At 69.7% G+C, this 21309-nt stretch carries 19 protein-coding genes and 1 pseudogene; 5 read left to right on the forward strand and 15 right to left on the reverse strand.

Going from position 1 to position 21309, the window contains the following annotated elements:
* Positions 1 to 51: 51 nt before the first annotated feature.
* The gene (locus tag QWI33_RS01900; RefSeq protein ID WP_353895373.1) at positions 52 to 1593 is read right to left on the reverse strand and encodes an MDR family MFS transporter; all 1542 of its coding nucleotides are present in this window, start codon (positions 1591 to 1593) and stop codon (positions 52 to 54) included.
* Between the two features lie 184 nt (positions 1594 to 1777).
* Here QWI33_RS01900 and QWI33_RS01905 point away from each other — a divergent pair, with 184 nt between their 5' ends.
* Positions 1778 to 2377, forward strand: a complete 600-nt coding sequence (locus QWI33_RS01905) for a TetR/AcrR family transcriptional regulator (RefSeq protein ID WP_289954305.1) — start codon at positions 1778 to 1780, stop codon at positions 2375 to 2377.
* A 54-nt stretch (positions 2378 to 2431) separates the two neighbouring features.
* On the opposite strand, the gene QWI33_RS01910 is transcribed toward QWI33_RS01905, so the two are convergent.
* From QWI33_RS01910 to QWI33_RS01930, 6 genes and pseudogenes are all read right to left on the reverse strand, one after another.
* Entirely contained in the window at positions 2432 to 3619 is a 1188-nt protein-coding gene (locus QWI33_RS01910; protein WP_289954307.1) for an RtcB family protein, read from the reverse strand.
* Positions 3620 to 3850: 231 nt separating this feature from the next.
* Positions 3851 to 4765 (reverse strand): arginase family protein, encoded by a 915-nt coding sequence (locus tag QWI33_RS01915; RefSeq protein WP_289954309.1) that lies wholly within the window; start codon positions 4763 to 4765, stop codon positions 3851 to 3853.
* Between the two features lie 146 nt (positions 4766 to 4911).
* Positions 4912 to 5790, reverse strand: a complete 879-nt coding sequence (locus QWI33_RS29290) for a co-chaperone YbbN (protein WP_353895374.1) — start codon at positions 5788 to 5790, stop codon at positions 4912 to 4914.
* Between the two features lie 84 nt (positions 5791 to 5874).
* Positions 5875 to 6330 (reverse strand): annotated as a pseudogene (gene rnhA / locus QWI33_RS29295) (ribonuclease HI); the annotation flags it as partial.
* 10 nt (positions 6331 to 6340) lie between these two features.
* On the reverse strand, positions 6341 to 6928 hold the full coding sequence (locus tag QWI33_RS01925; RefSeq protein WP_289954313.1) for a TMEM165/GDT1 family protein: 588 nt from the start codon (positions 6926 to 6928) through the stop codon (positions 6341 to 6343).
* Positions 6929 to 7179: 251 nt separating this feature from the next.
* The gene (locus QWI33_RS01930) at positions 7180 to 8415 is read right to left on the reverse strand and encodes an MFS transporter (RefSeq protein WP_289954314.1); all 1236 of its coding nucleotides are present in this window, start codon (positions 8413 to 8415) and stop codon (positions 7180 to 7182) included.
* Positions 8416 to 8570: 155 nt separating this feature from the next.
* Here QWI33_RS01930 and QWI33_RS01935 point away from each other — a divergent pair, with 155 nt between their 5' ends.
* On the forward strand, positions 8571 to 9746 hold the full coding sequence (locus tag QWI33_RS01935; protein WP_289954317.1) for an ROK family transcriptional regulator: 1176 nt from the start codon (positions 8571 to 8573) through the stop codon (positions 9744 to 9746).
* On the opposite strand, the gene QWI33_RS01940 is transcribed toward QWI33_RS01935, so the two are convergent.
* From QWI33_RS01940 to araB, 4 genes are all read right to left on the reverse strand, one after another.
* A complete protein-coding gene (locus tag QWI33_RS01940) occupies positions 9735 to 10694 on the reverse strand; it encodes a hypothetical protein (protein ID WP_289954318.1) in 960 nt (319 codons plus the stop codon). The two genes, QWI33_RS01935 and QWI33_RS01940, sit on opposite strands and share 12 nt — an antisense overlap.
* 318 nt (positions 10695 to 11012) lie before the next feature.
* Positions 11013 to 12509 (reverse strand): L-arabinose isomerase, encoded by a 1497-nt coding sequence (araA, locus tag QWI33_RS01945; RefSeq protein WP_289954319.1) that lies wholly within the window; start codon positions 12507 to 12509, stop codon positions 11013 to 11015.
* Between the two features lie 3 nt (positions 12510 to 12512).
* Positions 12513 to 13202 (reverse strand): L-ribulose-5-phosphate 4-epimerase, encoded by a 690-nt coding sequence (locus QWI33_RS01950; RefSeq protein ID WP_270114225.1) that lies wholly within the window; start codon positions 13200 to 13202, stop codon positions 12513 to 12515.
* Entirely contained in the window at positions 13199 to 14863 is a 1665-nt protein-coding gene (gene araB / locus QWI33_RS01955) for a ribulokinase (protein ID WP_289954325.1), read from the reverse strand. Before araB ends, QWI33_RS01950 begins: the two co-directional genes overlap by 4 nt.
* 388 nt (positions 14864 to 15251) lie before the next feature.
* Between araB and QWI33_RS01960 the strand changes: the two genes are divergently transcribed.
* Positions 15252 to 16097 carry an SDR family oxidoreductase gene (locus tag QWI33_RS01960; RefSeq protein WP_289954327.1) on the forward strand — a complete coding sequence of 282 codons (846 nt, stop codon included), beginning with the start codon at positions 15252 to 15254 and terminating at the stop codon, positions 16095 to 16097.
* A 328-nt stretch (positions 16098 to 16425) separates the two neighbouring features.
* Here the strand turns inward: QWI33_RS01960 and QWI33_RS01965 are convergent, their stop codons facing one another.
* The 4 genes from QWI33_RS01965 to QWI33_RS01980 form a co-directional block, all read right to left on the reverse strand.
* Complete coding sequence (locus tag QWI33_RS01965; protein WP_289954329.1) at positions 16426 to 16989, reverse strand: hypothetical protein; 564 nt, start codon at positions 16987 to 16989, stop codon at positions 16426 to 16428.
* Positions 16986 to 17507, reverse strand: a complete 522-nt coding sequence (locus QWI33_RS01970; RefSeq protein WP_289954331.1) for a phage holin family protein — start codon at positions 17505 to 17507, stop codon at positions 16986 to 16988. The genes QWI33_RS01965 and QWI33_RS01970 overlap by 4 nt, the downstream gene beginning before the upstream one ends.
* A gap of 23 nt (positions 17508 to 17530) precedes the next feature.
* Positions 17531 to 17860 carry a plasmid stabilization protein gene (locus QWI33_RS01975; RefSeq protein ID WP_289954333.1) on the reverse strand — a complete coding sequence of 110 codons (330 nt, stop codon included), beginning with the start codon at positions 17858 to 17860 and terminating at the stop codon, positions 17531 to 17533.
* Positions 17861 to 18137: 277 nt separating this feature from the next.
* Positions 18138 to 18665, reverse strand: a complete 528-nt coding sequence (locus tag QWI33_RS01980; RefSeq protein ID WP_289954335.1) for a DUF4383 domain-containing protein — start codon at positions 18663 to 18665, stop codon at positions 18138 to 18140.
* Positions 18666 to 18860: 195 nt separating this feature from the next.
* Here QWI33_RS01980 and QWI33_RS01985 point away from each other — a divergent pair, with 195 nt between their 5' ends.
* Both QWI33_RS01985 and QWI33_RS01990 read left to right on the forward strand, forming a co-directional pair.
* Positions 18861 to 20699: a transketolase gene (locus QWI33_RS01985; RefSeq protein WP_289954337.1), complete on the forward strand. Its 1839-nt coding sequence runs from the start codon at positions 18861 to 18863 to the stop codon at positions 20697 to 20699.
* A gap of 88 nt (positions 20700 to 20787) precedes the next feature.
* On the forward strand, positions 20788 to 21204 hold the full coding sequence (locus QWI33_RS01990) for a CBS domain-containing protein (RefSeq protein WP_289954338.1): 417 nt from the start codon (positions 20788 to 20790) through the stop codon (positions 21202 to 21204).
* The last annotated feature ends 105 nt before the right edge of the window (positions 21205 to 21309 follow it).

Here is a 21309-nt window from a genome sequence, read left to right on the forward strand (position 1 = left end):
GGGGGGGGCCCCCCCCCCCCGCCCCCCCCCCCGCCACTTGCCACCGGGCCGCTACTTCGCCCCGAGCACGGTCTCCTCGCCCACGACGACCTCCTCCAGGAGATCCACCGTCTCCCGCAGCTTCACAGGGGTGAGGAACAGTGCCGCGATGAACCCGACCGCCGCGATGCAGGCCGAGATCATGAACAGGTGCCCCGTCGCGTCCCCGTAGGAGGCGCGCACGATCTCGGCGACCGGCTCGGGCATCCCATCCAAGTCCAGTGTGGATCCGCCGAGACTGCCGCTCGCATCGATGCCCAGGGCCGCAAGGCCCGAGGCGATCTTGTCCGCGACCTGGTTCGCGAGAACCGCGCCCAGGACCGACACGCCGATCGTGCCGCCGAGCGAACGGAAGAACGCGATCGCGCCCGAGGCCGCACCGAGCTCGCGCAGCGGCACCGAGTTCTGGACCACCAGCACGAGGTTCTGCATGGCCATGCCGACCCCGGTGCCGACCAGGAACATGCCCGCCCCCATGAACACCAGGGAGGTCGTGTGGTCGATGGTCGCGAGCATCGCGAAGCCGCCCGTCAAGACCAGTGCGCCGGTGACGATGTACGGCTTGACCTTCCCGGACTCGGACACCATCCGCCCGGCCACCGCGGAGGAGACCATGACGCCGAACATCATCGGGATGGTCAGCAGCCCGGCCTCGGTCGGCGAGAAGCCGCGGGCGATCTGGAAGTACTGGCCGAGGAAGACCGCGCCGCCGAACATGGCCATGCCCACCGCGAGGCTGGCGACGACCGCGAGCGCGGGGTCGCGGCGCCTGATGACGTGCAGCGGCACGACCGGATCCTTGACCTTGGCCTCAACGACCGTGGCCGCGCCGAGCAGGAGCACCGAGCCGGCGACCATGAGCGCGGTCTGCCAGGAGATCCAGTCGAAGTCGTTGCCCACGAACGTGACCCACAGCAGCAGCAGGCTGACGCCCGCGGCGATGAGCGTCGCACCGAGGTAGTCGATCTTCGTGTCGGGCCGCTTCGTCTCGGCCAGGTGCAGGGTGCGCTGGAGCATCAGGAAGGCCACGACCGCGATCGGGACGGCCAGGAAGAAGCACCACTGCCAGCCGAGCCAGTCGGCGTCGGTGATCGCGCCGCCCAGCAGCGGTCCGCCCACAGTGGAGACGGCCATGACGGCCCCGAGGTAGCCGTTGTACCGGCCGCGCTCCTTCGGGCTGACCATCGCGCCGATGATCACCTGCACGAGGACCTGCAGGGCGCCCATGCCGAGGCCCTGGACCGCGCGGAGGGCGATGAGCTGGCCCGTGTTCTCCACCAGGCCGCACAGCAGCGAGGCGGCGGCGAAGATGACGATCGCGATCTGGAGCAGGCGCTTCTTGTCGAACAGGTCGGCGAGCTTGCCCCACACCGGCGTCGACGCCGTGCTCGCGAGGAGGGTCGCGGTGACGACCCACGTGTACTGGGACTGCGTGCCCTCGAGGTCGCCGACGATCTGCGGGAGCGCGACGGAGACGACGGTGGACGAGACCATCGCCGCGAACAGGACCATGAGCAGGCCGGAGAGGGCCCGCATGATCTCGCGGTGGGTCATCGGCGCGGGTGCGGCGGTTGCGGCGGTCAAGAGACGGCCTCCTAGGGTGTTGCTGGAGGAGGGCCGGGGGGTCGTTGGGCCCGGCGGCCGGAGACATGAAGACGCCGCAATGTAGTGAACGCTGCGTCTCTTATATAACGCTAGCATTTAGTGAACGCATCGTTCACTACCGAAGGGATGGCCGGTGACCGATTCCACAGCGAGCCGCAGACGCGGCGACGACCTCGAACGCGCGATCTTCGAGGCCGCCCTGGAGGAGTTGGCCGAAGTCGGGTACGCCAACCTCCGCATGGAGGCCATCGCCGCCCGCGCCAAGGCCGGCAAGGCGTCCCTCTACAAGCGCTGGCCCGACCGCGCGCACCTCGTGCGCGCCGCCGCCCGCTACAAGGCGACCGAGGTCGAGACCGATTTCGAACCGAGCGACGACGTGCGCGCCGACTTCGCGCGCGTCATGCGCTTCATCGCCGACTACCAGAACGGGCCCTTCGGCGAGGCCATCCGCGGCTGGGTCGGCGAGCTCGGCTCCTCCCCCGCCGACGAGGCCGAGGCCGAGGACCTGCGGCAGCGGATCGAGACACCGCGCATCATGGTCTTCGCCAAGATCCTCAAGCACGGCGTCGAACGCGGCGCGGTCCGCCCCGAAGCCCTCCAGCCGCGCGTGGTGAACCTCGCCCCGAACCTGCTCACCCACTACTTCCTCACCCGCGGCCACGCCGCCCCGCAGCAGGTCGTCGACGAGATCCTCGACCAGGTCGTGATGCCCCTGATCACCGCCGACCGCTGACCCGCGGGCACGCCGCAGGGCCGGACGGTTTCCCGTCCGGCCCTGCGGTGCCGATCACCCCTTGACGCAGACGACCTGGCGCAGCCGCGCCACGATCTCCACCAGGTCCGACTGGGCGGCCATGACCTGCTCGATGTCCTTGTAGGCGCCGGGGATCTCATCGAGCACCCCAGCGTCCTTGCGGCACTCGACGCCCTCGGTCTGGGCGATCAGGTCCTCGGCGGTGAAGCGCCGCTTCGCCGCGTTCCGGCTCATCTTCCGGCCCGCGCCGTGCGAGGCCGACTCGTAGGCCTCGCCGTTGCCCAGCCCGCGCACGATGAAGCTCGAAGCGCCCATCGAACCCGGGATGATCCCCATGTCCCCCAGGCCCGCCCGGATGGCGCCCTTACGGGTGACCAGGAGGTCCTGGCCGTCATGGGTCTCCTCGGCCACGTAGTTGTGGTGGACTGAGATCTCCGGTTCGAAGCGGACCTTCGCGAACCGCTTCTTGACGACCTGGCGCAGCAGCGCCATCATGACCGCCCGGTTGCGGCGCGCGTACTCCTGCGCCCAGTACAGGTCGCGCCGGTAGGCCTCCATCTGCGGCGTGTCCGACACGAACACCGCCAGGTCGGGGTCCGGCAGGGCCGCGTTGTGCGGCAGTCCCTTCGCCTTCTCGATGTGGTGCTGCGCCAGCGCGTTCCCGACGTAGCGGGAACCGGAGTGGAGCATCAGCCAGACCTGTCCGTCATCGGATAGACAAACTTCGATGAAGTGGTTGCCTCCGCCCAGGGTGCCGAGCTGCTTCATCGCCTTCGCCTCGGTCCGCCGGGCCACCTGCGGGGCCAGGTCGTCGAAGCCGGACCAGAACTCGTGCCAGCCGTGCAGGCCTGTCTTGACGTGGCCGGTGTCGACCGAGTTCTTGTGCATGGCCTGGCCGACCGGAATGGCGGCCTCGATCGCCGAGCGGAGCCGCCCGAGGTCGTCGGGCAGGTCGTCGGCGGTGAGCGAGGTCCGCTGCGCGGTCATGCCGCAGCCGATGTCCACCCCGACCGCGGCGGGCGAGACCGCACCGCGCATCGCGATGACGGAGCCGACCGTGGCGCCGATGCCGTAGTGCACATCGGGCATAACCGCCACACCGTGAACCCAGGGGAGCTTCGCGATGTTGTGGAGCTGGCCGAGCGCCTGCGGCTCGACCGAGTCGACGTCGCCCCACAAGCGGATCGGAGCCGCCTTGGACTTGAGGTCGGTGAAGGACATGGAGGGACTCCTCTCGAAAGGACATTGTGGACAACTGGCCGAGTTGCGATCTTAATGTTCCTACGCGCCGATGCGAAAGATCAACACATTTAAAGCGCGTCTCGGTCGGCGACAACCGTGAGTGCGGACTGCATCAATTTGACCCGCCTTGCCTCAGCGCTCGTCCAACCGCGCACAGTAGAGCGGCGATCGAATTGAGGCGGCAGTGCGGCGATCTCGACCCGTGAGTCCTTATTGGAGCGCTTCGACCAGGAGGTCCGTGAGGGCCTTCGCGTACTGGCCGTCCGGGTCGTAATCGGGGTCGAAAACGGTGAGGTCCATGCCTGCGCAGCGGTCGTCGGCGGCACAGGTGGTGATGAGCTGGCTCAGCTCACCGAGGGAGATGCCGCCAGGTGCCGGGCCGTCCACGGCCGGCATCACTGAGGGGTCGAGGACGTCCGTGTCAACATGGAGCCAGAACGTCGCCACGTCCCCCAGCGAGTCCAGCGCCCACTCCGCCGAGCGGCCGACGCCGTTCGCGCGCAGCGCGGGCACCGTGCGCATCGCGACACCGGAGGCCTCGAGCTCGACCCGGTGCGGGTCGTCGGCCCGCAGACCGAGCACCACGAGGTGGTCGGTGTCGACATAAGGGCGGAGCCCGCCGATGTCGGTGAGATCGGGCTGGCCGCGGCCGGTGGCCAGGGCCAGTTCCTCCGCCGCCGCCGCGCCCACGTACTGCGAGTTCCCGGGGTGGCGGAAGTCGGAGTGCGCGTCGATGAAGACCAGACCGCGGCCCCGGCGGTCGCGTTCGGTGCGCCTGCGCGCCGCCAGCGCGGGGCCGAGGAGGATCGAGCAGTCGCCGCCGAGGACGAGCGGGAAGCGCCGCTCCTGCCACAGGCGTTCGACCCGGTCGGCGAGGCGCCGCGTGTACTCGGCGATGGCCTTGGCCTGGCCGACGCCGTCGCCGGGGCGCCACGCGGAGGCGTCGAAGCGCGGCGGGGTGAGGCATCCGGCGTCCACGGCGTTGAGGCGCGAGAGGAGGCGGTGGTCGCGGAGCGCGCCGGGGGCTTTGGCGCAGCCGGGGACGGTGCTGGGGGTCGGCGGGCGCAGTCCGAGGTTGGAGGGCGCGTCGAGGACCGCGATGCGTCTTGATCGAGTCGCTGGCAACGCTCACCTCCCACAAGGCACCGGCCTCGTTAGCTTGTCACAGCGGACGGCCCCGGCACCAGCTCCGGCGGTCCACCGAACGGCCGAACCTCCGCGTCACGAGGTGGCGCGGAGGTTCGGGTCGCCTTGCGGCGGTGGTCTATCGGTTAGAACAGGACGGCGCTGAGTTTGCGGCGGGCCTTCGCGACGGCCGGGTCGTCGACGCCGGCGACGGTGAACAGCTCGACGAGGCGCTTGCGCAGCCGTTCACGGTCCTCGCCGAAGTTCTTGGCGACGAGCGCGATGAGCCGCTCGTAGGCGGCCTCGGCCTGGCCGGAGAGGAGCTGGAGGTCGGCGGCGGCGAGGGCCGCGTCGATGTTGTCCGGGTCGGCGTCGCTGATGGCGACGGCGTTGTCGGGCAGGGCGCCCACGCGCCGCAGCATCCGGACCTGCGCGAGCCCGGCTTCGGCCTCGCCGGACGCCGGGTGGTTCTTGAGGTACTTGTCGTAGGCGGCCTCGGCGGCGTCGAGCTGGCCTTCGACCATGAGGTTCTCGGCGTTGGCGAGCTCGGGGTCGAGCGGCTGGGGCACGTCGAGGCCGGCGGCCTGCGTGACGCGGCCGATCCACTGGCGCAGGCCCTGCTCGGTCTGCGGTCCTTGGAGCAGGTCGAGCGGGCGGCCCTGGGCGAGCGCGACGACGGCGGGCAGCGACTGGAGCTGGAGGGCGGCGGCGAGCTGCTGGTTCTGCAGCACGTCGGCCTTCGCGAGCACCCACGCGCCGCCGGCCTCGGCGGCGAGCCGCTGCAGGATGTCGCGCACTTGGAGGCTCTCGGGCACCTGGTCGGCCCAGAAGGCGACGATGACCAGCGCGTCGAGCGAGCGCTCGAGGACTTCGGTCTGGACGGTCGCGTCGGTGACGTCGATCGCGAGGACGCCGCTGCCGGGGAGGCCACCCTGCTGCGCCTGCGCGGCCTGCTGCTGTGCGGCGGCCGCGAGGGTGCTGAGGTCGACGCCTCCGGAGAATCGTGACGGTACCTGGTCGCTCATAGTGGTGATTGTTCCATTCTCATCGTGGCTGGGGAGTGGGGGCCGGTCGCGGTGTGGGACGCGGCGCGGCGGGAATAAGCGGCGTCCGGCGGCTTCGTCGCGGCCTTTGCAGGCGAGGCGGTCGGCGCGTTCGTTGCCGGGGTCGCCGGCGTGGCCCTTGACCCAGCGCCAGTCGACGTTGTGGCGGGCGGCGGCCTCGTCGAGGCGGCGCCACAGGTCGGCGTTCTTGACCGGTTCCTTCTTGGAGTTGATCCAGCCGTTGCGCTTCCAGCCGTTCATCCAGGTGGTGATGCCGTTGCGCACGTATGAGGAGTCGGTGTAGAGCACGACGTCCATGGGCCGCTTGAGGGTCTCCAGGGCCTGGATGGCGGCCATGAGCTCCATGCGGTTGTTGGTGGTGGCCTTCTCGGCTCCGTAGAGCTCCTTCTCGTGCGCACCCCACTGGTAGTAGACGCCCCAGCCCCCCGGGCCGGGGTTGCCGGAGCACGCCCCGTCGGTGTAGATGACGGCGGTGTCCTCGTTCGCGTCCGGTTTCGGCATGAACGCCAGCTTAGTCGGCGAGGGCGGTGACGGCTTCGATGGCCAGCAGGACGCCGATCACGAGGAACAGGCCGGAGGAGACGTAGCGGACGACCTTCTCGGGGATGCGTTTGGCGATCCAGGCGCCGGCGAACACGGCGAGGAGGTCGGCGGCGAGCATGCCGGCGGTGCCGCCGATCCAGACGCCCCAGGGGTTGTAGCTGGAGCCCATGCCCATGGCGATGAGCATGGTCTTGTCGCCGAATTCGGCGAGGAACATGGCGGTGACGATGGTGAGCAGGCCGGTGCCGCGTTCCTTGATGGGGCCGTCGTCCTCGTCGTCGTCCTTCTCGGGTTTGAGGCCCCAGAGGCCGAAGCCGATGAACATGACCGCGGCGGCGAGGCGGATCCAGTCGGTGGGGAGGAGGTTGCCGACGGCGGCGCCGACGCCGACGGAGAGGCCGATGAGTGCGCCGATGGCGATCACGAGGCCGAGGATGACGGTTCGCATCCGGTACTTGGTGGCGAACGTGAGGGCCATGAGCTGGCTCTTGTCCCCCATCTCGCCGAGGAAGACGGCGCCGAAGGCGATGCCTGCGGCGATGAGCAATGCGTCCATTGAGGGTGATCCTCCCAGTGTTCACGCCGGGAGGAGGGCAGTCGCGGACCTCGACCCGGCCGTACGGCCTTGGTCGAAGGTCTCGCTCGCCCCGGGATCCGAGGCCGTGCGGCCGGGTCCGGTCTCGGCGAGCCGAGTGGGACCAGTATGTCGACCGCAGCGTTGGGAGCTACTCCCCTTCTGCGCTGGCAACTATACGCGCGGACCCCTCGCGGTGGCGACGGGTCCGCGCGTGAGGTGCGCCGCGCCGGTCAGGCGGGGGTGGAGGCGGTCGCCTTGTCGGCGTGCGGTTCCGTGGCGCGGTCCTTGAAGAGGCGGTGGAGGGTGAGCGGTCCGGCGAAGGCCGCGAAGGCGGCGAGCACGGTGGGGACGAGGAGTCCGGTCGTGATGGTGGTGGCCTCGGCGATGTACCCGATCGCGGCGGGGCCGATGAGGAGCCCGGCGGAGCCGGACATGGAGATGAGCGCGACGTTGGAGGGCGTGCCGCCGGCTTGTCCGATAGCGCTGAACAGGACCGGGACGATGATGGCGATGCCGCTGCCGGCGAGGAGCCATCCGGTCCAGGCGAGGGGGAGGCCGCCGGCCGCATCCGAGACCAGGACGAGGACGTACCCGGCGAAGGCCAGGGTGCCGGCCCACAGGAGGGTCGGGCCGGGGCCGAGTCTGGCGCGGATGGGGTCGCCGAAGAGCCGGAAGACGGTCATGGCGACGGCGAAGACGGTGTACGAGAGGGGTGCGAGCGCGGCGTCGGCTTCGAGGGCGTTGGCGGCGTGGAGGTTCGCCCAGTCAATCGCGCCGGACTCGATGAGGTGGCCGCCGAGGCCGAGGACGAACAGGGCGGCGAGGAGCAGCGCGCCGATGCGGCGGACGGGGGCTCCGCTGCTGCCGCCGGAGTTGTCTCGACCCGGTGGCGGCAGCAGCGGACGTGTGCAGGCGGCCATGGCGACCGCGCTGATGAGGGCGACGGCGACGAGGACGCCCTGACCGCCGAAGCCGATGCCCAGGGCGAGGGCCGTGACGGCGCCGGCGAGGGCGCTGCCGAGGCTCCAGAGGCCGTGGAACGCGGAGATGATGGGGCGGCCGTAGCGCTGCTCGAGCTCGACCGAGTGGGCGTTGATGCCGACTTCGATGAAGCCGACGCCGATGCCGTAGAGCGCGGCGGCGGCGAGGAGCGTCGTGTAGTTCGGGGCGAGGGCGGGTGCGATGAGGACCAGTTGCGTGGCGGGGGCGGTCCACAGGAGCAGTCTGCGGCTGGTGACGCGGTCGGCGATGCGCCCGGCGAGGACCATAGCGCCGAGGCCGACGAGCTGGATGAGCAGGAGCGCGGTGCCGAGCTTCGCCTCGCCGAGGCCGAGCCGGGCGTCGATGCCGGGCAGTGAGGCGGCCCAGGCGCCCATGACGAAGCCGGAGGTGGCGAAGGCGCCGTGCAGCCCGATGCGGGCGCGGCGCAGGACCAGCGGGTCCAGGGTGTTCGTTGCGGTGGGCACAGCCGTTGTGGTCCTTGCGGTCGCGACGGAGGCGGGTCCGGTGACGACCCGCCATTTTTGTTCTCGTCACGAACATAACAAGAGCCCGGCCGTCCCGTCAAGGATTATGTTCGAGCCAGACACAAAAATTTCGGTGCGGCTGGCATAATCCCTGCATGCCCCAGACGATGACCAGCGCCGACCTCCGCATTCGCAATCAGGTCCGGCTGCTGCGCGCCGTCCACGACGCCGCCGCCCCGTTCACCAGGGCCGAAGCCGCCCGGCTGCTCGGCATCGGCCGCAACACCGCCGCCGCCCTCGTCGGCGAGTTGGAGCGGGCCCGGCTCCTCCACGAGGTCCCGGCCGAGACCGGCGGACGCGGGCGACCCACGACCCTGCTCGTACCGCACCCCGAAGGGCCCCTGGTGCTCGCGGTCGACTTCCGGGAGGACACCTGGACGCTCGCCGCCGTCGAACTCGGCGGCGCGGCCACCGAACTCGAGACCGGCGAACACGACCGCACCCCGGCGGTGTTCGACGAGATCCGCGCGGCCGTGGCGCGCCACGACACTCCGCGACTGGCGATGCTCGGCTTCGCGACCTCAGGCCCGATCCGCGACGGCCACCGGCTCCACATCTCGCACCTCGGCTGGGACGAGGTCGAGCTCGACTCGGTGCTCGGCGCGGGCTGGCCGCCCGCCGTGATCGACAACGACGCCCGCCTCGCCGGGCTCGCCGAATCACGACGGGGCGCGTTGCGCGGCATGGGCACCGCGATGCACTTCCACATCGACTTCGACATCGGCGGCACCCTGCTGCTCGCCGGGGACGCGCAGCGCGGGGCGCACAACATCGCCGGCGAGTTCGGACACATGCCGCTCACCGGGTCCACACTGGAGTGCATGTGCGGCGTGCGCGGCTGCTGGAGCCTCGACGTCGGTGCGAACGCGCTCGTGCGGCGATTCGGGAAGCAGCCGGGCTACGGCACGGGACGCGAACTGGCGCAGGAGATCCTGCGCCGCGCCGAAGACGGCGAACCGGAGGCGGTGGCGGCGCTGGACGAGAACGCGGCGGCGCTCGGCAAGGGGCTCGGGGCACTCGCGAACGCCCTCGATCCGGAGGCGATCAGCCTCTCAGGGCTCGGCGTGGACCTGATCCGATTGCGACGCAACCTGATCGAGGACGCCTGCCGCGAGCAGCTGATGGCGTTCCGCCGAGACGAGCCGCCGCAGATCCTCGCGGGCACGGTAGGAGCGGCGGGTCCGCTGACGGGCGCCGCCGAGATCGCCTGGGACGGGATCCTGGATCCTGACTGGCTTCGAAATTCCCTGCGGAACCGTTCAGGACGGTAGCCGGCCAGCCGCAATAATGTCTTGAGCCAAGCTGAGCATCTCATCGGTGCGCTCCTTGAAGGCGAAGAACTCCTCTTCATTGGCGCTCACATATTCGATCATGTATTCCCAGTAGACATCGGATTGAATACCCTCGAGACCTGTTTCCTCGTGGCAAACCGCATCTACTGCAGCAACCGATAGAATGATCTCATCGAATTCTTTCTCCAGCGCTTGCCGCTCGGCATCTCCAGCCTGGATTGCGCTCTGCTGGTAACCGCCCACCTGCATACCGAGATCCATGTAGATGCTGAACGGTTCGTCATATTCGAATCCTGCAGCTTCCATGCAGATCGACCACTCAATCCGAGCATCGAAGACCCGTTCGTCCTGCTCCCAATCGGTTCCCCCTCGCGCACCGGCAAGTCCCGCATGCACCAGAAAGTCTGGGTAGTTTCCATCCGCCAGAGTGTCTTCAGCCCGCCGCAGGCATCCACCTCCTGCACGTTCAACCTCTCCGAGCTCAGGCAGGTTTATAGTCTCGGGCGTCATCTCCGAAGACCCGTAGAACGCTGCAAAGTATGCTTCTTGATCCGCAATAGACTGTTGATCAAATTCGCTCGGCTCTTCCAGATAGCTGATGTCTCCGTCATCCTCGATTTCAACGAAGGTGGTGTCGACTCCCGACTCCAATCCGATTCCGTAAATCTCAACGGGAGGCAGCGAGAGATCTGGCTTAGTCAAGACGCTCTGCCCCAGCCAGGCTTTCATATCCTGATCGACTTCGAACTCAAGTTCCGGAGGATGAAGCTCGAAGCCCTGTTCCTCCATGCAGACCCTGGCGACTCGATCAAGGGCCTCTTCAATCGCCGTATCGGCGTTGTTGTTGGCCAGTAGGACTGCCTCAGCAGCCTGTCTATCAATTGACCCTGAACCGCTCGCACAGCCGACCAGTGTCACTACGAGCATGGCCGGAACAAGGATTCTAAAGCTCGACATGACTCATCCCAAGAACAATCTGGACTCAGAGCCATTTGAGGCTACCCGAGGGAGATGCGCTGGGCATCAGCCCGGTCTCGATCCGGCGGCAGCTCAAGGAACTTCGGGCAAGGCACCACGTGGATACGAACGTTCAGCTGTTCGTCCTGGCATCGATCAGTGGGGCCGTAGATCCTGAGAAGGTCCTGCCGCCTCGAGTCGCTTCCCGGCTGGACCATCCGTGAAACAGCCGCCGGGGGGGGGGGCCCAGCGGCCCCGCCACCCGGCGGCTGTTGCTAGACGAACTTGTTAGATGCCGCCCTCGAGGTGGTGGTAGACCTGGTTCCAGCGGAGTTCCTGCTTGAACTCGCGGGCGTTGGTGCCCTCGCCGATAACGACCAGCTCGATGCCGGCGATCTCGGCGAAGTCCTCCAGGACCTCGCGGCCGTACGCCTGCGTGAACGAGGTGTGGTGCGGTCCGCCCGCGGTCAGCCAGGACTCGGCGGAGGTCTGGAGATCCGGCAGCGGCTCCCACACGGCCCGCGCCACCGGCAGGTTCGGCAGGTCCTCGTCGGGCACGACGGTGTTGACCTCGTTGGCCACCAAGCGCAGCCGGGTGCCGAGGTCCATCATGCCCACGCAGATCGCCGGGCCGGGCGGGGCGGTGAAGACCAGGCGCACCGGGTCCTCCTTGCCGCCGATCCCGAGCGGGTGGATCTCCGCCTTCGGCTTCTCCGAGGCGATCGTCGGGCAGACCTCGAGCATGTGCGCGCCGAGGATCTGCGGGGACTCCGCGCCCAGGTTGTAGGTGTAGTCCTCCATGAAGGACGTGCCGCCCTCAAGACCCGTGGCCATGACCTTCATGAGGCGCACCAGGATCGAGGTCTTCCAGTCGCCCTCGCCGCCGAAGCCGTAGCCGTCGGCCATGAGGCGCTGCACCGCGATGCCGGGGAGCTGCTTGAGCGCGCCCAGGTCCTCGAAGGTGTCGGTGAACGCCTTCGCGCCGTGCTCTTCCAGGACCGAGCGCAGCGCCAGCTCGATGCGGGCCGCGTCGCGCAGCGACTCGTGGCGGTCGCCGCCCGCGCGCAGCTCCGGCACCACGTCGTAGTCGGCCTCGTAGACCTTCACGAGGTCGTCGACGGCCTTGTCCTCGATGGTCGCGACCCGCTCGGCGAGCTCGTTCACGCCGTAGGTGTTCACCTCGACGCCGAGGCGGATCTGCGCCTCGGTCTTGTCGCCCTCGGTCACGCCGACATACCGCATGTTGTCGCCGAAGCGGATCAGCTTGAGGTTCTGGACCTCGTTCCAGCCCAGCGCGGCACGCGCCCAGCTGCCCACCCGCTCCTGGACCTGCTCGTCGGCCCAGTGGCCCACGACGGTCTTGCGGCGGTGGCGCATGCGCGTCAGCATGTACCCGAACTCGCGGTCGCCGTGGGCGGCCTGGTTCAGGTTCATGAAGTCCATGTCGATGTCGGCCCACGGCAGGTCCCGGTTGTGCTGCGTGTGCAGGTGCAGCAGGGGCTTCTGCAGCACGCCGAGCCCGGAGATCCACATCTTCGAGGGCGAGAACGTGTGCATCCAGGCGACCACGCCGATGCACGAGTCCGAGGCGTTGGCCTCCAGCAGCACCTTCCGGATCTCGTCAGGGGTGGTCAGCACCGGCTTGGCGACGACCTTGACCGGGATCGCGGGGGCGCCGTCGAGCCCGGCGACGATGTCCGCCGAGTTCTGGGCGACCTGCTCGATGGCCTCGGGGCCGTACAGGTGCTGGCTGCCGGTGACGAACCAGAGTTCCTTGGTTTCCATTGCTTACTGCTCCTTGGAGGACGGCTGCTGGCCGTAGACGTTCTGGTAGCGGTCATAGAGCTTGTCGATGTCCGCTTGAGGGATCGGGACCGGCTCGCCGAGCTGGCGCGAGATGTGGACGGTGCGCGCCACGTCCTCGGCCATGACGGCGGCCTTCACGGCGGCCTTCGGGTCCTTGCCGATGGTGAACACGCCGTGGTTCTGCATGATGACCGCCGGGGAGCGGTGGCCCTGCAGCGTCTCGACGATGCCCTTGCCGATGGCGTCGGAGCCGATGCGCGCGAACGGGCCCAGCGGGATCTCCCCGCCGAACTCGTCGGCCATCGCCGTGATCACGCACGGGATCGGCTCGGCGCGCGCGGCCCACGCGGTCGCGTACGGGCTGTGCGTGTGGACCACGCCGCCGACCTCGGGCATCCGCTGGTAGACCACGTTGTGGCTCTCCGCGTCCGAGGACGGCGCGAGCTCGCCGTCGAGGATCTTGCCCTCGAGGTCGGTCACGACCATGAGCTCGGGCACGAGGTCGTCGTAGGAGACGCCGCTCGGCTTGATGACGATGAGGTCGGTGCCCGGGACGCGGCCCGAGACGTTGCCGCTGGTCCAGGTCACCAGGCCCCAGCGCAGGAGCTCGGCGTGCAGGTTGCAGACCTTGACCTTCATCTCCTCGACGGCCGGAGTCGTCTTGAAGCTCATTTCGTTGCCTCCGTGGCGATCTTGTGCAGCGTGTGCAGCGCGCGGGAGCCGCCGCGGCCGAAGTGGTCGTGCAGCTCCTCGTAGACGGCGTACAGCTCGTCGTAGGCGTCGGCGCGGGCCTCGTCGGGGACGTAGGCGTTGCGCTCGACCTTGCCCATGGCCTCCGCGGCCGCGACGATGTCCGGGTAGGCGCCCGCCGCGACGGCGGCGTGGATCGCCGAGCCCAGGGCCGGGCCCTGCTGCGAGGTGAGGACCGTGATCGGCATGCGCAGCACGTCCGAGTAGGTCTGCATGAGCCACCGGTTCTTCAGCAGGCCGCCCGCGGCGACGAACTCCTCGATCGGGACGCCCGCCTTGACGAGGGTCTCGACGATCATGCGGGTGCCGAACGCGGTGGCCTCCACCAGCGCACGGTAGATGTCCTCGGGCTTGGTCTGCAGGCCCATGCCGAGGATGACGCCGTGCAGGTCGTGGTCGACCAGGACGGAGCGGTTCCCCGAGTGCCAGTCGAGCGCGACGAGGCCGTGCTGGCCCACCGCCTGCTGCTCGGCGAGCTCGGTCAGGTACTGGTGGATCGAGATGCCGCGCTCGTCGGCCGCGGCGGTGTACTCGCCGGGGACGCCGTTCTTGGTGAACCACGCGAAGATGTCGCCCACACCGGACTGGCCGGCCTCGTAGCCCCACAGGCCCTTGGTGATGCCGTCGCGGACCACGCCGCACATGCCCGGGGCCTCGGTCAGGTTCTCGCCGTTGACGACGTGGCAGGTGCTGGTGCCCATGATGGCGACCATCTGGCCGGGGCCGACGGCCTTCGCGGAGGCGGCCGTGACGTGCGCGTCGACGTTGCCGGCGGCGATCACGGTGCCGGCGTTCAGGCCGGTCCACTCCGCGGCCTGCGCGGTGAGCTCGCCGGCCTTGTCGCCGAGCGGCAGGAGCGGGTGCTCCATCTTGGCGTTGAAGTCGGCGAAGTCGGGGTTGAGGGCGGCCAGGTACTCGCGCGAGGGGCGCTCGCCGTCCTGCACGATGCCCTTGTAGCCGGCGGTGCAGGAGTTGCGGGTCTCCTGGCCGCACAGCTGCCACACGATCCAGTCGGCCGCTTCGATCCAGCGCTCGGCGCGGTCGTAGACCTCGCGGTCCTCCTCCAGGAGCTGGAGGCCCTTGGCGTAGGCCCACTCCGAGGAGATCTTGCCGCCGTAGCGCGGCAGCCACGACTCGCCGCGCTCGGCGGCGACGGCGTTGATGCGGTCGGCCTGGCCCTGCGCGGCGTGGTGCTTCCAGAGCTTGGGCCACGCGTGCGGGCGGTCCTTGAGGTCGTCCAGCTCGCACAGCGGCGTGCCGTCGGCGGTGGTCGGCAGGATCGTGCACGCGGTGAAGTCCGTGGCGACGCCGACCACCTGGTCGGGGCTCACACCGGCAGCGGCGAGCGCGGCGGGCACGGCGTTGCGGAGCACGTCGACCCAGTCCTTGGGCGACTGGAGCGCCCAGCTGCGGCCGAGGCGGACGCCGGAGCCCGGGAGGGCCTCCTCGATCGCGCCGTGCTCGTACACGTGCTCGGCACTGGCCAGCTCGCGGCCATCGGCAACCGACGCGACGACGACCCGGCCTGACAGGGTGCCGAAGTCGATCCCGATAGCAACGGCATCGTTGTCGCTGCCAGTCATGGCGCCTCCTTTGGGGGTGCTCGTTTTCGACTCGTTCGTCGAGGTCCTTAAGTAGAAAGTGACCGCTCACATGCAGCTGTTCCACCGCGTGAGGGTGGCGTGGCATGGATTGGATCCCCAACAACCTAACGCATTCGCACGTTCGGTACCAGCAGCGGTCCAGTGAACGGGAGCCCGAACCGGAAATACCGGATCGATTCCGGCGCACTTGGAGCGGGTGCCGGGTGACGAGTGTGATCGAGGTCCCGCGGCGAATCCCGTGCATCGTACGTCGTACACAGTACAGCATTGTTCGTACAATGTACGGGATTACGGGCGATCAGCGGCGGGTATTCGCAGCTCCGGAACCGGCCGAGCCGCGGCCGGGCGGAGCCGAAGGGAAGAGCCGATGGGCAAGCCGGGACAGCAGCAGCAGCCTCCGGGGCAGACCGAGGAGATGACCCCGAAGCCGAAGGACAGCATGGAGGGGTACGAGGGGCGCGGACTCCTCAAGGACCGCCGGGCGCTGATCACCGGCGGCGACTCCGGGATCGGGCGGGCCGTGGCGGTGGCGTTCGCGAAGGAGGGCGCCGACGTCGCCATCGCCTACCTCGAGGAGCACGAGGATGCCCAGCGCACCGCGGAACTGGTCAAGGCCGAGCACCGCCAGTGCGTCCTGCTCCCGGGCGACCTCGCGGACCGCGACCACTGCAATGCCGTGGTCGACCAGACGGTGAAGGCCCTCGGCGGCCTCGACCTGCTGGTCAACAACATCGCGACGCAGACCCCGGTCGAGCGGCCGGAGGACATCAGCGACGAGCAGTGGGAGCACACGTTCAACGTGAACATGCACAGCTTCCACCGCGTGACCAGGGCGGCACTGCCGCACATGGGCGAAGGCGACGCGATCGTCAACTGCGCCTCCGTGAACGGCCTCCGCGGCAACAAGACGCTCATCGACTACTCGGCGACGAAGGGCGCGATCATCGCCTGGACGTACTCGATGGCGCAGGCGCTCGCGCCGCGGCACATCCGCGTCAACTGCGTCGCGCCCGGCCCGGTGTGGACGCCGCTGATCCCGTCCACGCTGCCGGAGGACCACGTCGAGGGCTTCGGGGAGCAGGTGCCGCTGGGCCGCCCGGCCGAACCGGACGAGCTCGCGCCCTCGTTCGTGTTCCTCGCCTCGAACCGCATGTCGTCCTACATCACGGGCGAGGTCATCGCGGCCCTGGGCGGCGAGACCATGCCCGGCTGACCGACCACGAGCGAACGTGCCGCGGCCGATTCGGCCGCGGCACGTTTGCGCAGGTCGGCATTGCGACGCTGCAGGCTGTCGTACCGGCATGTCAGGGTTGATGCCGGGGGCCCATCGATGTCCGAATTGCCTGGACCCTCCGTTCACATTCGGCCGCCGCCCAACCGCAACCCGGTGCTGTCGCACCCGCGTGTCAGGGTTGATGCAGGGGACCCATCGATGTCCGATTTGCCGGGACCCTCCGTTCACATTGCTCCCCCGCTCCAGCCCCGACGCAAAGGCGGAGCGGCGGGCCATGGCCCGCCGCTCCGCTGCTCTGCGCGTCGCCTCAGTGGGTGAGGCGGCGCATCACCTTCTTGCGCTGCTTCTGCACCGTGGTCGCGGCCGAGCCGAAGACGTCCTTCGCCGCGGCCCAGCGCTTGCGCGAGGCCTGGCGCGCCGCCTTGCGGCGGCGCTCGGTCGCCTTGATCGCCTCGCGCGCCGCCTCACGGGCGGCCTTCGAGGTCCTGCGCTGATCGCGGATGACGTGCACCCCGACCACCGCCGCGGCCGCCGCACCGGTCGCCGCGACCACCACCGTCAACGGGTGGCGCCGCATCGGCGCGAACGGCCCGTGCGCGTGCGCGGCGTCCGGGTCGAGCCCGAGCTTCGACCGCAGCTCCAGCACGGAGTCGTTGACCCGCTCCCGGGTCCGCTCGGCGTCCCTCTCCAAGTCCGCAGTGGACTTGTGCTGGTCCGCCTCGGCGTCCTGGAGGGCCCAGTCGTGTTGTCGCACCAGGTTCTCCTCGGGGTGCTCGTCCTCCGGCTCGTAGGGCATGCCCACCGCCGGAGGCGGCGCGAGTCCTACGCCGGGCGGGACAGCCGCACTCGGCGGCACCGTCCATCCGGTCATCGGTCCATCCTCCCTCGCAGGGCCCGGGCGTCTTCCCGGGCGTGCTCCATCGTCTCGTCGGGGACCGGCGGCATGGCCTCGCGGATCTTGGCGCGGCCCACCATCGCGAAGATCCCCGCGACCGCCAGCAGCGCCACGCCCATCACGAGCGCGGCCAGCCACGCCGGCCACACCAGCGCGAGCGCGATGCCCGCCGCGAGGGCCAGCGCCGCCCCGCCGTAGACGGCGATGACGCCGGCGAGGGCGAACATGCCGCCGCCGAACGCGCCCCGCTTGGCCTTGTCGCCGATCTCGCGCGCTGCCAGTTGGGCTTCGACGCGGGCCAGGTGCGCCACCTGGGTCGTCAGGTCGCCGACGATCGCGCCGACCGAGCGGTCCTGCTCTTCCCAGTTGCGGCGGCCCCAGCTGCGGCGCCCGGTGCGTTCGCGGGTGCCGCGGTCGGCGTCGGCCCAGTCGCCGCCGTGCTCGCGCTCGGCGGCGCGGATGGCCTGCGCCTCGGGGTCGTGTCGGACCTCCATGTCCTCACCTCTCTCCGCCGGGCTCAGGAGCGCTTCTGGAGTGCGCGTTGGAGCTCGGCTTTGGTCATCTTGGATCGTCCTTCGATGTTCTTGCGGCGGGCCTCCTGGTAGAGCTGCTCCTTGGTGCGGCCCTTGGGTCCGGAGTGCGAGCGCTTCCCGCCGCGTTTGGCGGACGACATGTCCTCCGTGGAGGTGCGGCTGGCCGTCTTGGTCTTGCCCTTGCGGGCGCGTTCCTTGTTGACGGTGCGCGCGGCCATCTCCTCGGCTCGGTCGTGGCCCATGCCCCGATCCTCCGCCTGGTCCCGGATGTGCTTGTACTGGCGCTCTTCCTTCTTGTTCCACTCCTTCGGCATGATGCCCTCACCTCCGCGGTGTCCGGTTTCTGCCAGGTGCGATGTGGTTCGGGTTCCCCGCCCGCCTCGGAGGAAACCTCGCTTGCCCGGGAGGGGCCCTGGTCGGGGGCGCGCGCATACTTCCGTGGCCCCCGGGTAGCCATCTCCGGCAAGCAGGTCTTGCGGGCGACTCCCGCCGGCCGGAGCGGTCGTAGAGGGCTGCCGTGCCGGGTGGTGGAGCACCATATGAGAACGGCGCCTCGGGAATCCGTCCCGAGGCGCCGTTCCGTGCGTGCGGTCAGCGGGCCGCGCCGCGGTTGGTCTCGCCGAAGTCGCCTTCGCCGCGGGCCTCGCTCTCCTTGGGGAGCTTGGTGTGCAGGAGGAGGCCGAGCACGATCATGCCCACGCCGAGGACGAGGTGCAGCCAGTCGTCGGCGGTGTTCGCGGGCAGGAAGTTGCCCGCGTGGTGGTCGCTCACGGGGAACCCGTAGGCGGCGAGCAGCAGGTACAGGAAGCCGCCGCCGATGAGGTACCAGCGGGCCGCTTTCACGAACCACGACATGAAGAGGCCGAGGAGGCCGATGACGAGGTGCACGAGGTTGTGCAGGACCGAGACCTGGAAGATCCCGAAGAGCTCGGCCTCGGAGTCGGCGCCCGAGAAGGTCATGCTGGAGAAGTTCTGGGTGATGCCCGGCAGGAACCCGAGTACGCCGATCACCACGAACACGAGGCCCACTCCCGCGGCGCCGTCCTGGATCGCCGTCGTGCGCCGCCGTTCGGCCTCCCACCAGTGGTGTCCGGTGGTGGACATCGGATGCGAGTTCATCGTCGCGCCTCCTTCGCCAGGGTTCACAGGCGCGCCGCCCGCCCGCCTATGGGCATCCTCAGGCGGGGCGGCGCGTCGCGGCGTCCATGTGGCGCCGCAGTGCTCGGGTACCCGGGAGCCGCGTCGCGACACCGGTTTCGGGGCGGTGAGCACGGGTAGTCCTGGCGTCCAGGCACCCGACATTCAGGAGGAGCCGTGAGCGTCATCGAGGCCCGCGCAAGCGACATCACCGAGCTCGGACAGCAGCTGCGCGTGGACGCGGTGCGCGCGTCGGCCCGTGCGGGGTCGGGGCACCCGACGTCGTCGATGTCGGCCGCCGACCTCATGGCGGGCCTGCTGACCGGGCACCTGCATTACGACTTCGAGCATCCGCACCTGCCGGGGAACGACCGGCTGGTGTTCTCCAAGGGGCACGCTTCGCCGCTGCTGTACGCGATGCTGCACGCGGCGGGCGCGATCGACGAGGAGCACCTGCTGACCTACCGCAAGCTCGGCTCCGACCTGGAGGGCCATCCGACGCCGCGTCTGCCGTGGGTGGACGTGGCGACGGGGTCGCTGGGACAGGGGCTGCCGATCGGGGTCGGGATGGCGCTGGGTGCGCGCCTGTCGGGTTCGCCCGCGCGGGTGTGGGTGCTGTGCGGGGACGGCGAGATCGCGGAGGGTTCCATGTGGGAGGCGTTCGCGGCGGCCGCGGACTTCGGCCTGGGGAACCTGTGCGCGATCGTGGACGTGAACCGGTTGGGTCAGACGGGGCCGACCCGCTACGAGTGGGACACGGCGGCGTACGCGTCGCAGATCGGCGGGTTCGGCTGGCACACGGTCGAGATCGACGGGCACGACCCGGTCGCGATCGACAGGGCGTACGCCGAGGCCGCGCGCCAGGACGTGCCCACGGCGATCCTGGCGAAGACCCGCAAGGGCAAGGGCGTGGCCGCCGCGGAGGACAAGGAGGGCTTGCACGGCAAGCCGCTTGCGGAGTCGGAGAAGGCGGTCGTGGAGCTCGGGGGCGTGCGGGGGGCGCGCGTCCGGGTGAACCCGCCCCGGTCGAGCGAGCCGCGCCGTTCGCGCCCGTCGCTGCCGATGGCGCATCCGTCGTTCCCGGTGGGCGGCAGCGCCGCGACCCGGGACGGTTTCGGTGTGGCCCTGGAGGCGCTGGGCGATGCGAATCCCGATGTGGTGGTCGTGGACGGGGAGGTCGCCGATTCGACCCGCACGGACGCGTTCAGGAAGGCGTTCCCGAACCGCTTCTTCGAGTGCTACATCGCGGAGCAGCAAATGATCGGCGCGGCGGTCGGGTTGCAGTCGCAGGGGTGGATCCCGTACGCGTCGACGTTCGCCGCGTTCTTGACGCGCGCCCACGATTTTTTGCGGATGGCCGCGATCGGCGGCGCGGACCTGCGGGTCGTCGGCTCGCACGCGGGCGTGTCGATCGGTGCGGACGGGCCGAGCCAGATGGGCTTGGAGGACCTCGCGATGTTCCGGGCGCTGTGGCGCAGCGTGGTGCTGTACCCGTGCGACGCGAACCAGGCCGCGCATCTGACCGCGACGATGGCGGACCTGCCGGGGATCAGCTACCTGCGCACCACGCGCGCGGAGACGCCGGTGATCTACCGGGGCGACGAGCTGTTCCCGGTGGGCGGGAGCAGGACGCTGGTCGGTTCGGCGCACGACCGGGCCGTGATCGTCGCGGCGGGGATCACGGTGTCCGAGAGCCTCGGCGCGGCCGAGCGCCTCGCCGACGAGGGCATTCCGGTGCGCGTCATCGACGCGTACTCGATCAAGCCGCTCGATGCGGCGGCGATTCGCCAGGCCGCGGCGGAGACGGGCCGGGTGCTGACGGTGGAGGACCACTGGCCGGTGGGGGGTCTGGGCGACGCCGTCCTCGACGCCGTGGCCGGGCAGGTCCCTGACGTGCGTTTCCGCAAGCTGGCGGTGCGCGGCATGCCCGGTTCGGCCGGGCCGGCCGAGCAGCTGGCCTCGGCCGGGATCGACTCGGCCGCGATCGTGCGGGCCGTGCAGCGGCTCGTGGTCTGAGGCCCGCACCAGAACCTGCAAAACGCCGCAAGGGAGAACGACGCGAACGATACTCGTGACAACGGCTCAACGAATGGAGACGAGCAGCATGGCAACCGCACGCGACCTCATGCACACGGGGTGCACCTGCATCAAGAGCAACGACACCGCCGCCAATGCGGCCAGGATGATGGCCGAGCTCGACGTCGGCTCGATGCCGATCTGCGGCGCGGACGACGACAAGCTCCACGGCATGGTCACGGACCGGGACCTGGTCCTGCAGGTCATGGCGAAGGGCCACGACCCCGAGACCTACACGGTCGACCAGATGCCGCAGGGCCACCTCATCCTCGCCGACGCGAACGAGGACGTCGACAACACCATGGCGAAGATGAAGGAGCACCAGATCAACCGGCTTCCGGTGATCGACCAGGGCCGCCTCGTCGGCATCATCTCGATCGGGGACATCGCCAACCGCATGCCCGAATCGGTGACCGGCGACGTGGTGGGCTCCATCAAGGCCTGACCGGGAGTACCTGGGACGCAAGGCCACAGGGGGTGGCGGGGGGGGGGGGGGGGGGGCCCCCCCCGCCCCCCCCCCCCCCCGGGGGGGGGGGGGCCGCCCCCCCCA

It is taken from the genome of Glycomyces tritici (assembly GCF_030403505.1).

What these genes read in the sequence shown, in the direction of transcription:
- QWI33_RS01900 (WP_353895373.1), bottom strand. Translation starts at nt 1,593, where the DNA reads ATGACCCACCGCGAGATCATGCGGGCCCTCTCCGGCCTGCTCATGGTC.
- QWI33_RS01910 (WP_289954307.1), bottom strand. Translation starts at nt 3,619, where the DNA reads ATGTCCTTCACCGACCTCAAGTCCAAGGCGGCTCCGATCCGCTTGTGG.
- QWI33_RS29290 (WP_353895374.1), bottom strand. Translation starts at nt 5,790, where the DNA reads ATGAGCGACCAGGTACCGTCACGATTCTCCGGAGGCGTCGACCTCAGC.
- QWI33_RS01925 (WP_289954313.1), bottom strand. Translation starts at nt 6,928, where the DNA reads ATGGACGCATTGCTCATCGCCGCAGGCATCGCCTTCGGCGCCGTCTTC.
- QWI33_RS01935 (WP_289954317.1), top strand. Translation starts at nt 8,571, where the DNA reads ATGCCCCAGACGATGACCAGCGCCGACCTCCGCATTCGCAATCAGGTC.
- QWI33_RS01940 (WP_289954318.1), bottom strand. Translation starts at nt 10,694, where the DNA reads ATGCTCGTAGTGACACTGGTCGGCTGTGCGAGCGGTTCAGGGTCAATT.
- araA (WP_289954319.1), bottom strand. Translation starts at nt 12,509, where the DNA reads ATGGAAACCAAGGAACTCTGGTTCGTCACCGGCAGCCAGCACCTGTAC.
- QWI33_RS01950 (WP_270114225.1), bottom strand. Translation starts at nt 13,202, where the DNA reads ATGAGCTTCAAGACGACTCCGGCCGTCGAGGAGATGAAGGTCAAGGTC.
- araB (WP_289954325.1), bottom strand. Translation starts at nt 14,863, where the DNA reads ATGACTGGCAGCGACAACGATGCCGTTGCTATCGGGATCGACTTCGGC.
- QWI33_RS01960 (WP_289954327.1), top strand. Translation starts at nt 15,252, where the DNA reads ATGGGCAAGCCGGGACAGCAGCAGCAGCCTCCGGGGCAGACCGAGGAG.
- QWI33_RS01965 (WP_289954329.1), bottom strand. Translation starts at nt 16,989, where the DNA reads ATGACCGGATGGACGGTGCCGCCGAGTGCGGCTGTCCCGCCCGGCGTA.
- QWI33_RS01970 (WP_289954331.1), bottom strand. Translation starts at nt 17,507, where the DNA reads ATGGAGGTCCGACACGACCCCGAGGCGCAGGCCATCCGCGCCGCCGAG.
- QWI33_RS01975 (WP_289954333.1), bottom strand. Translation starts at nt 17,860, where the DNA reads ATGCCGAAGGAGTGGAACAAGAAGGAAGAGCGCCAGTACAAGCACATC.
- QWI33_RS01980 (WP_289954335.1), bottom strand. Translation starts at nt 18,665, where the DNA reads ATGAACTCGCATCCGATGTCCACCACCGGACACCACTGGTGGGAGGCC.
- QWI33_RS01990 (WP_289954338.1), top strand. Translation starts at nt 20,788, where the DNA reads ATGGCAACCGCACGCGACCTCATGCACACGGGGTGCACCTGCATCAAG.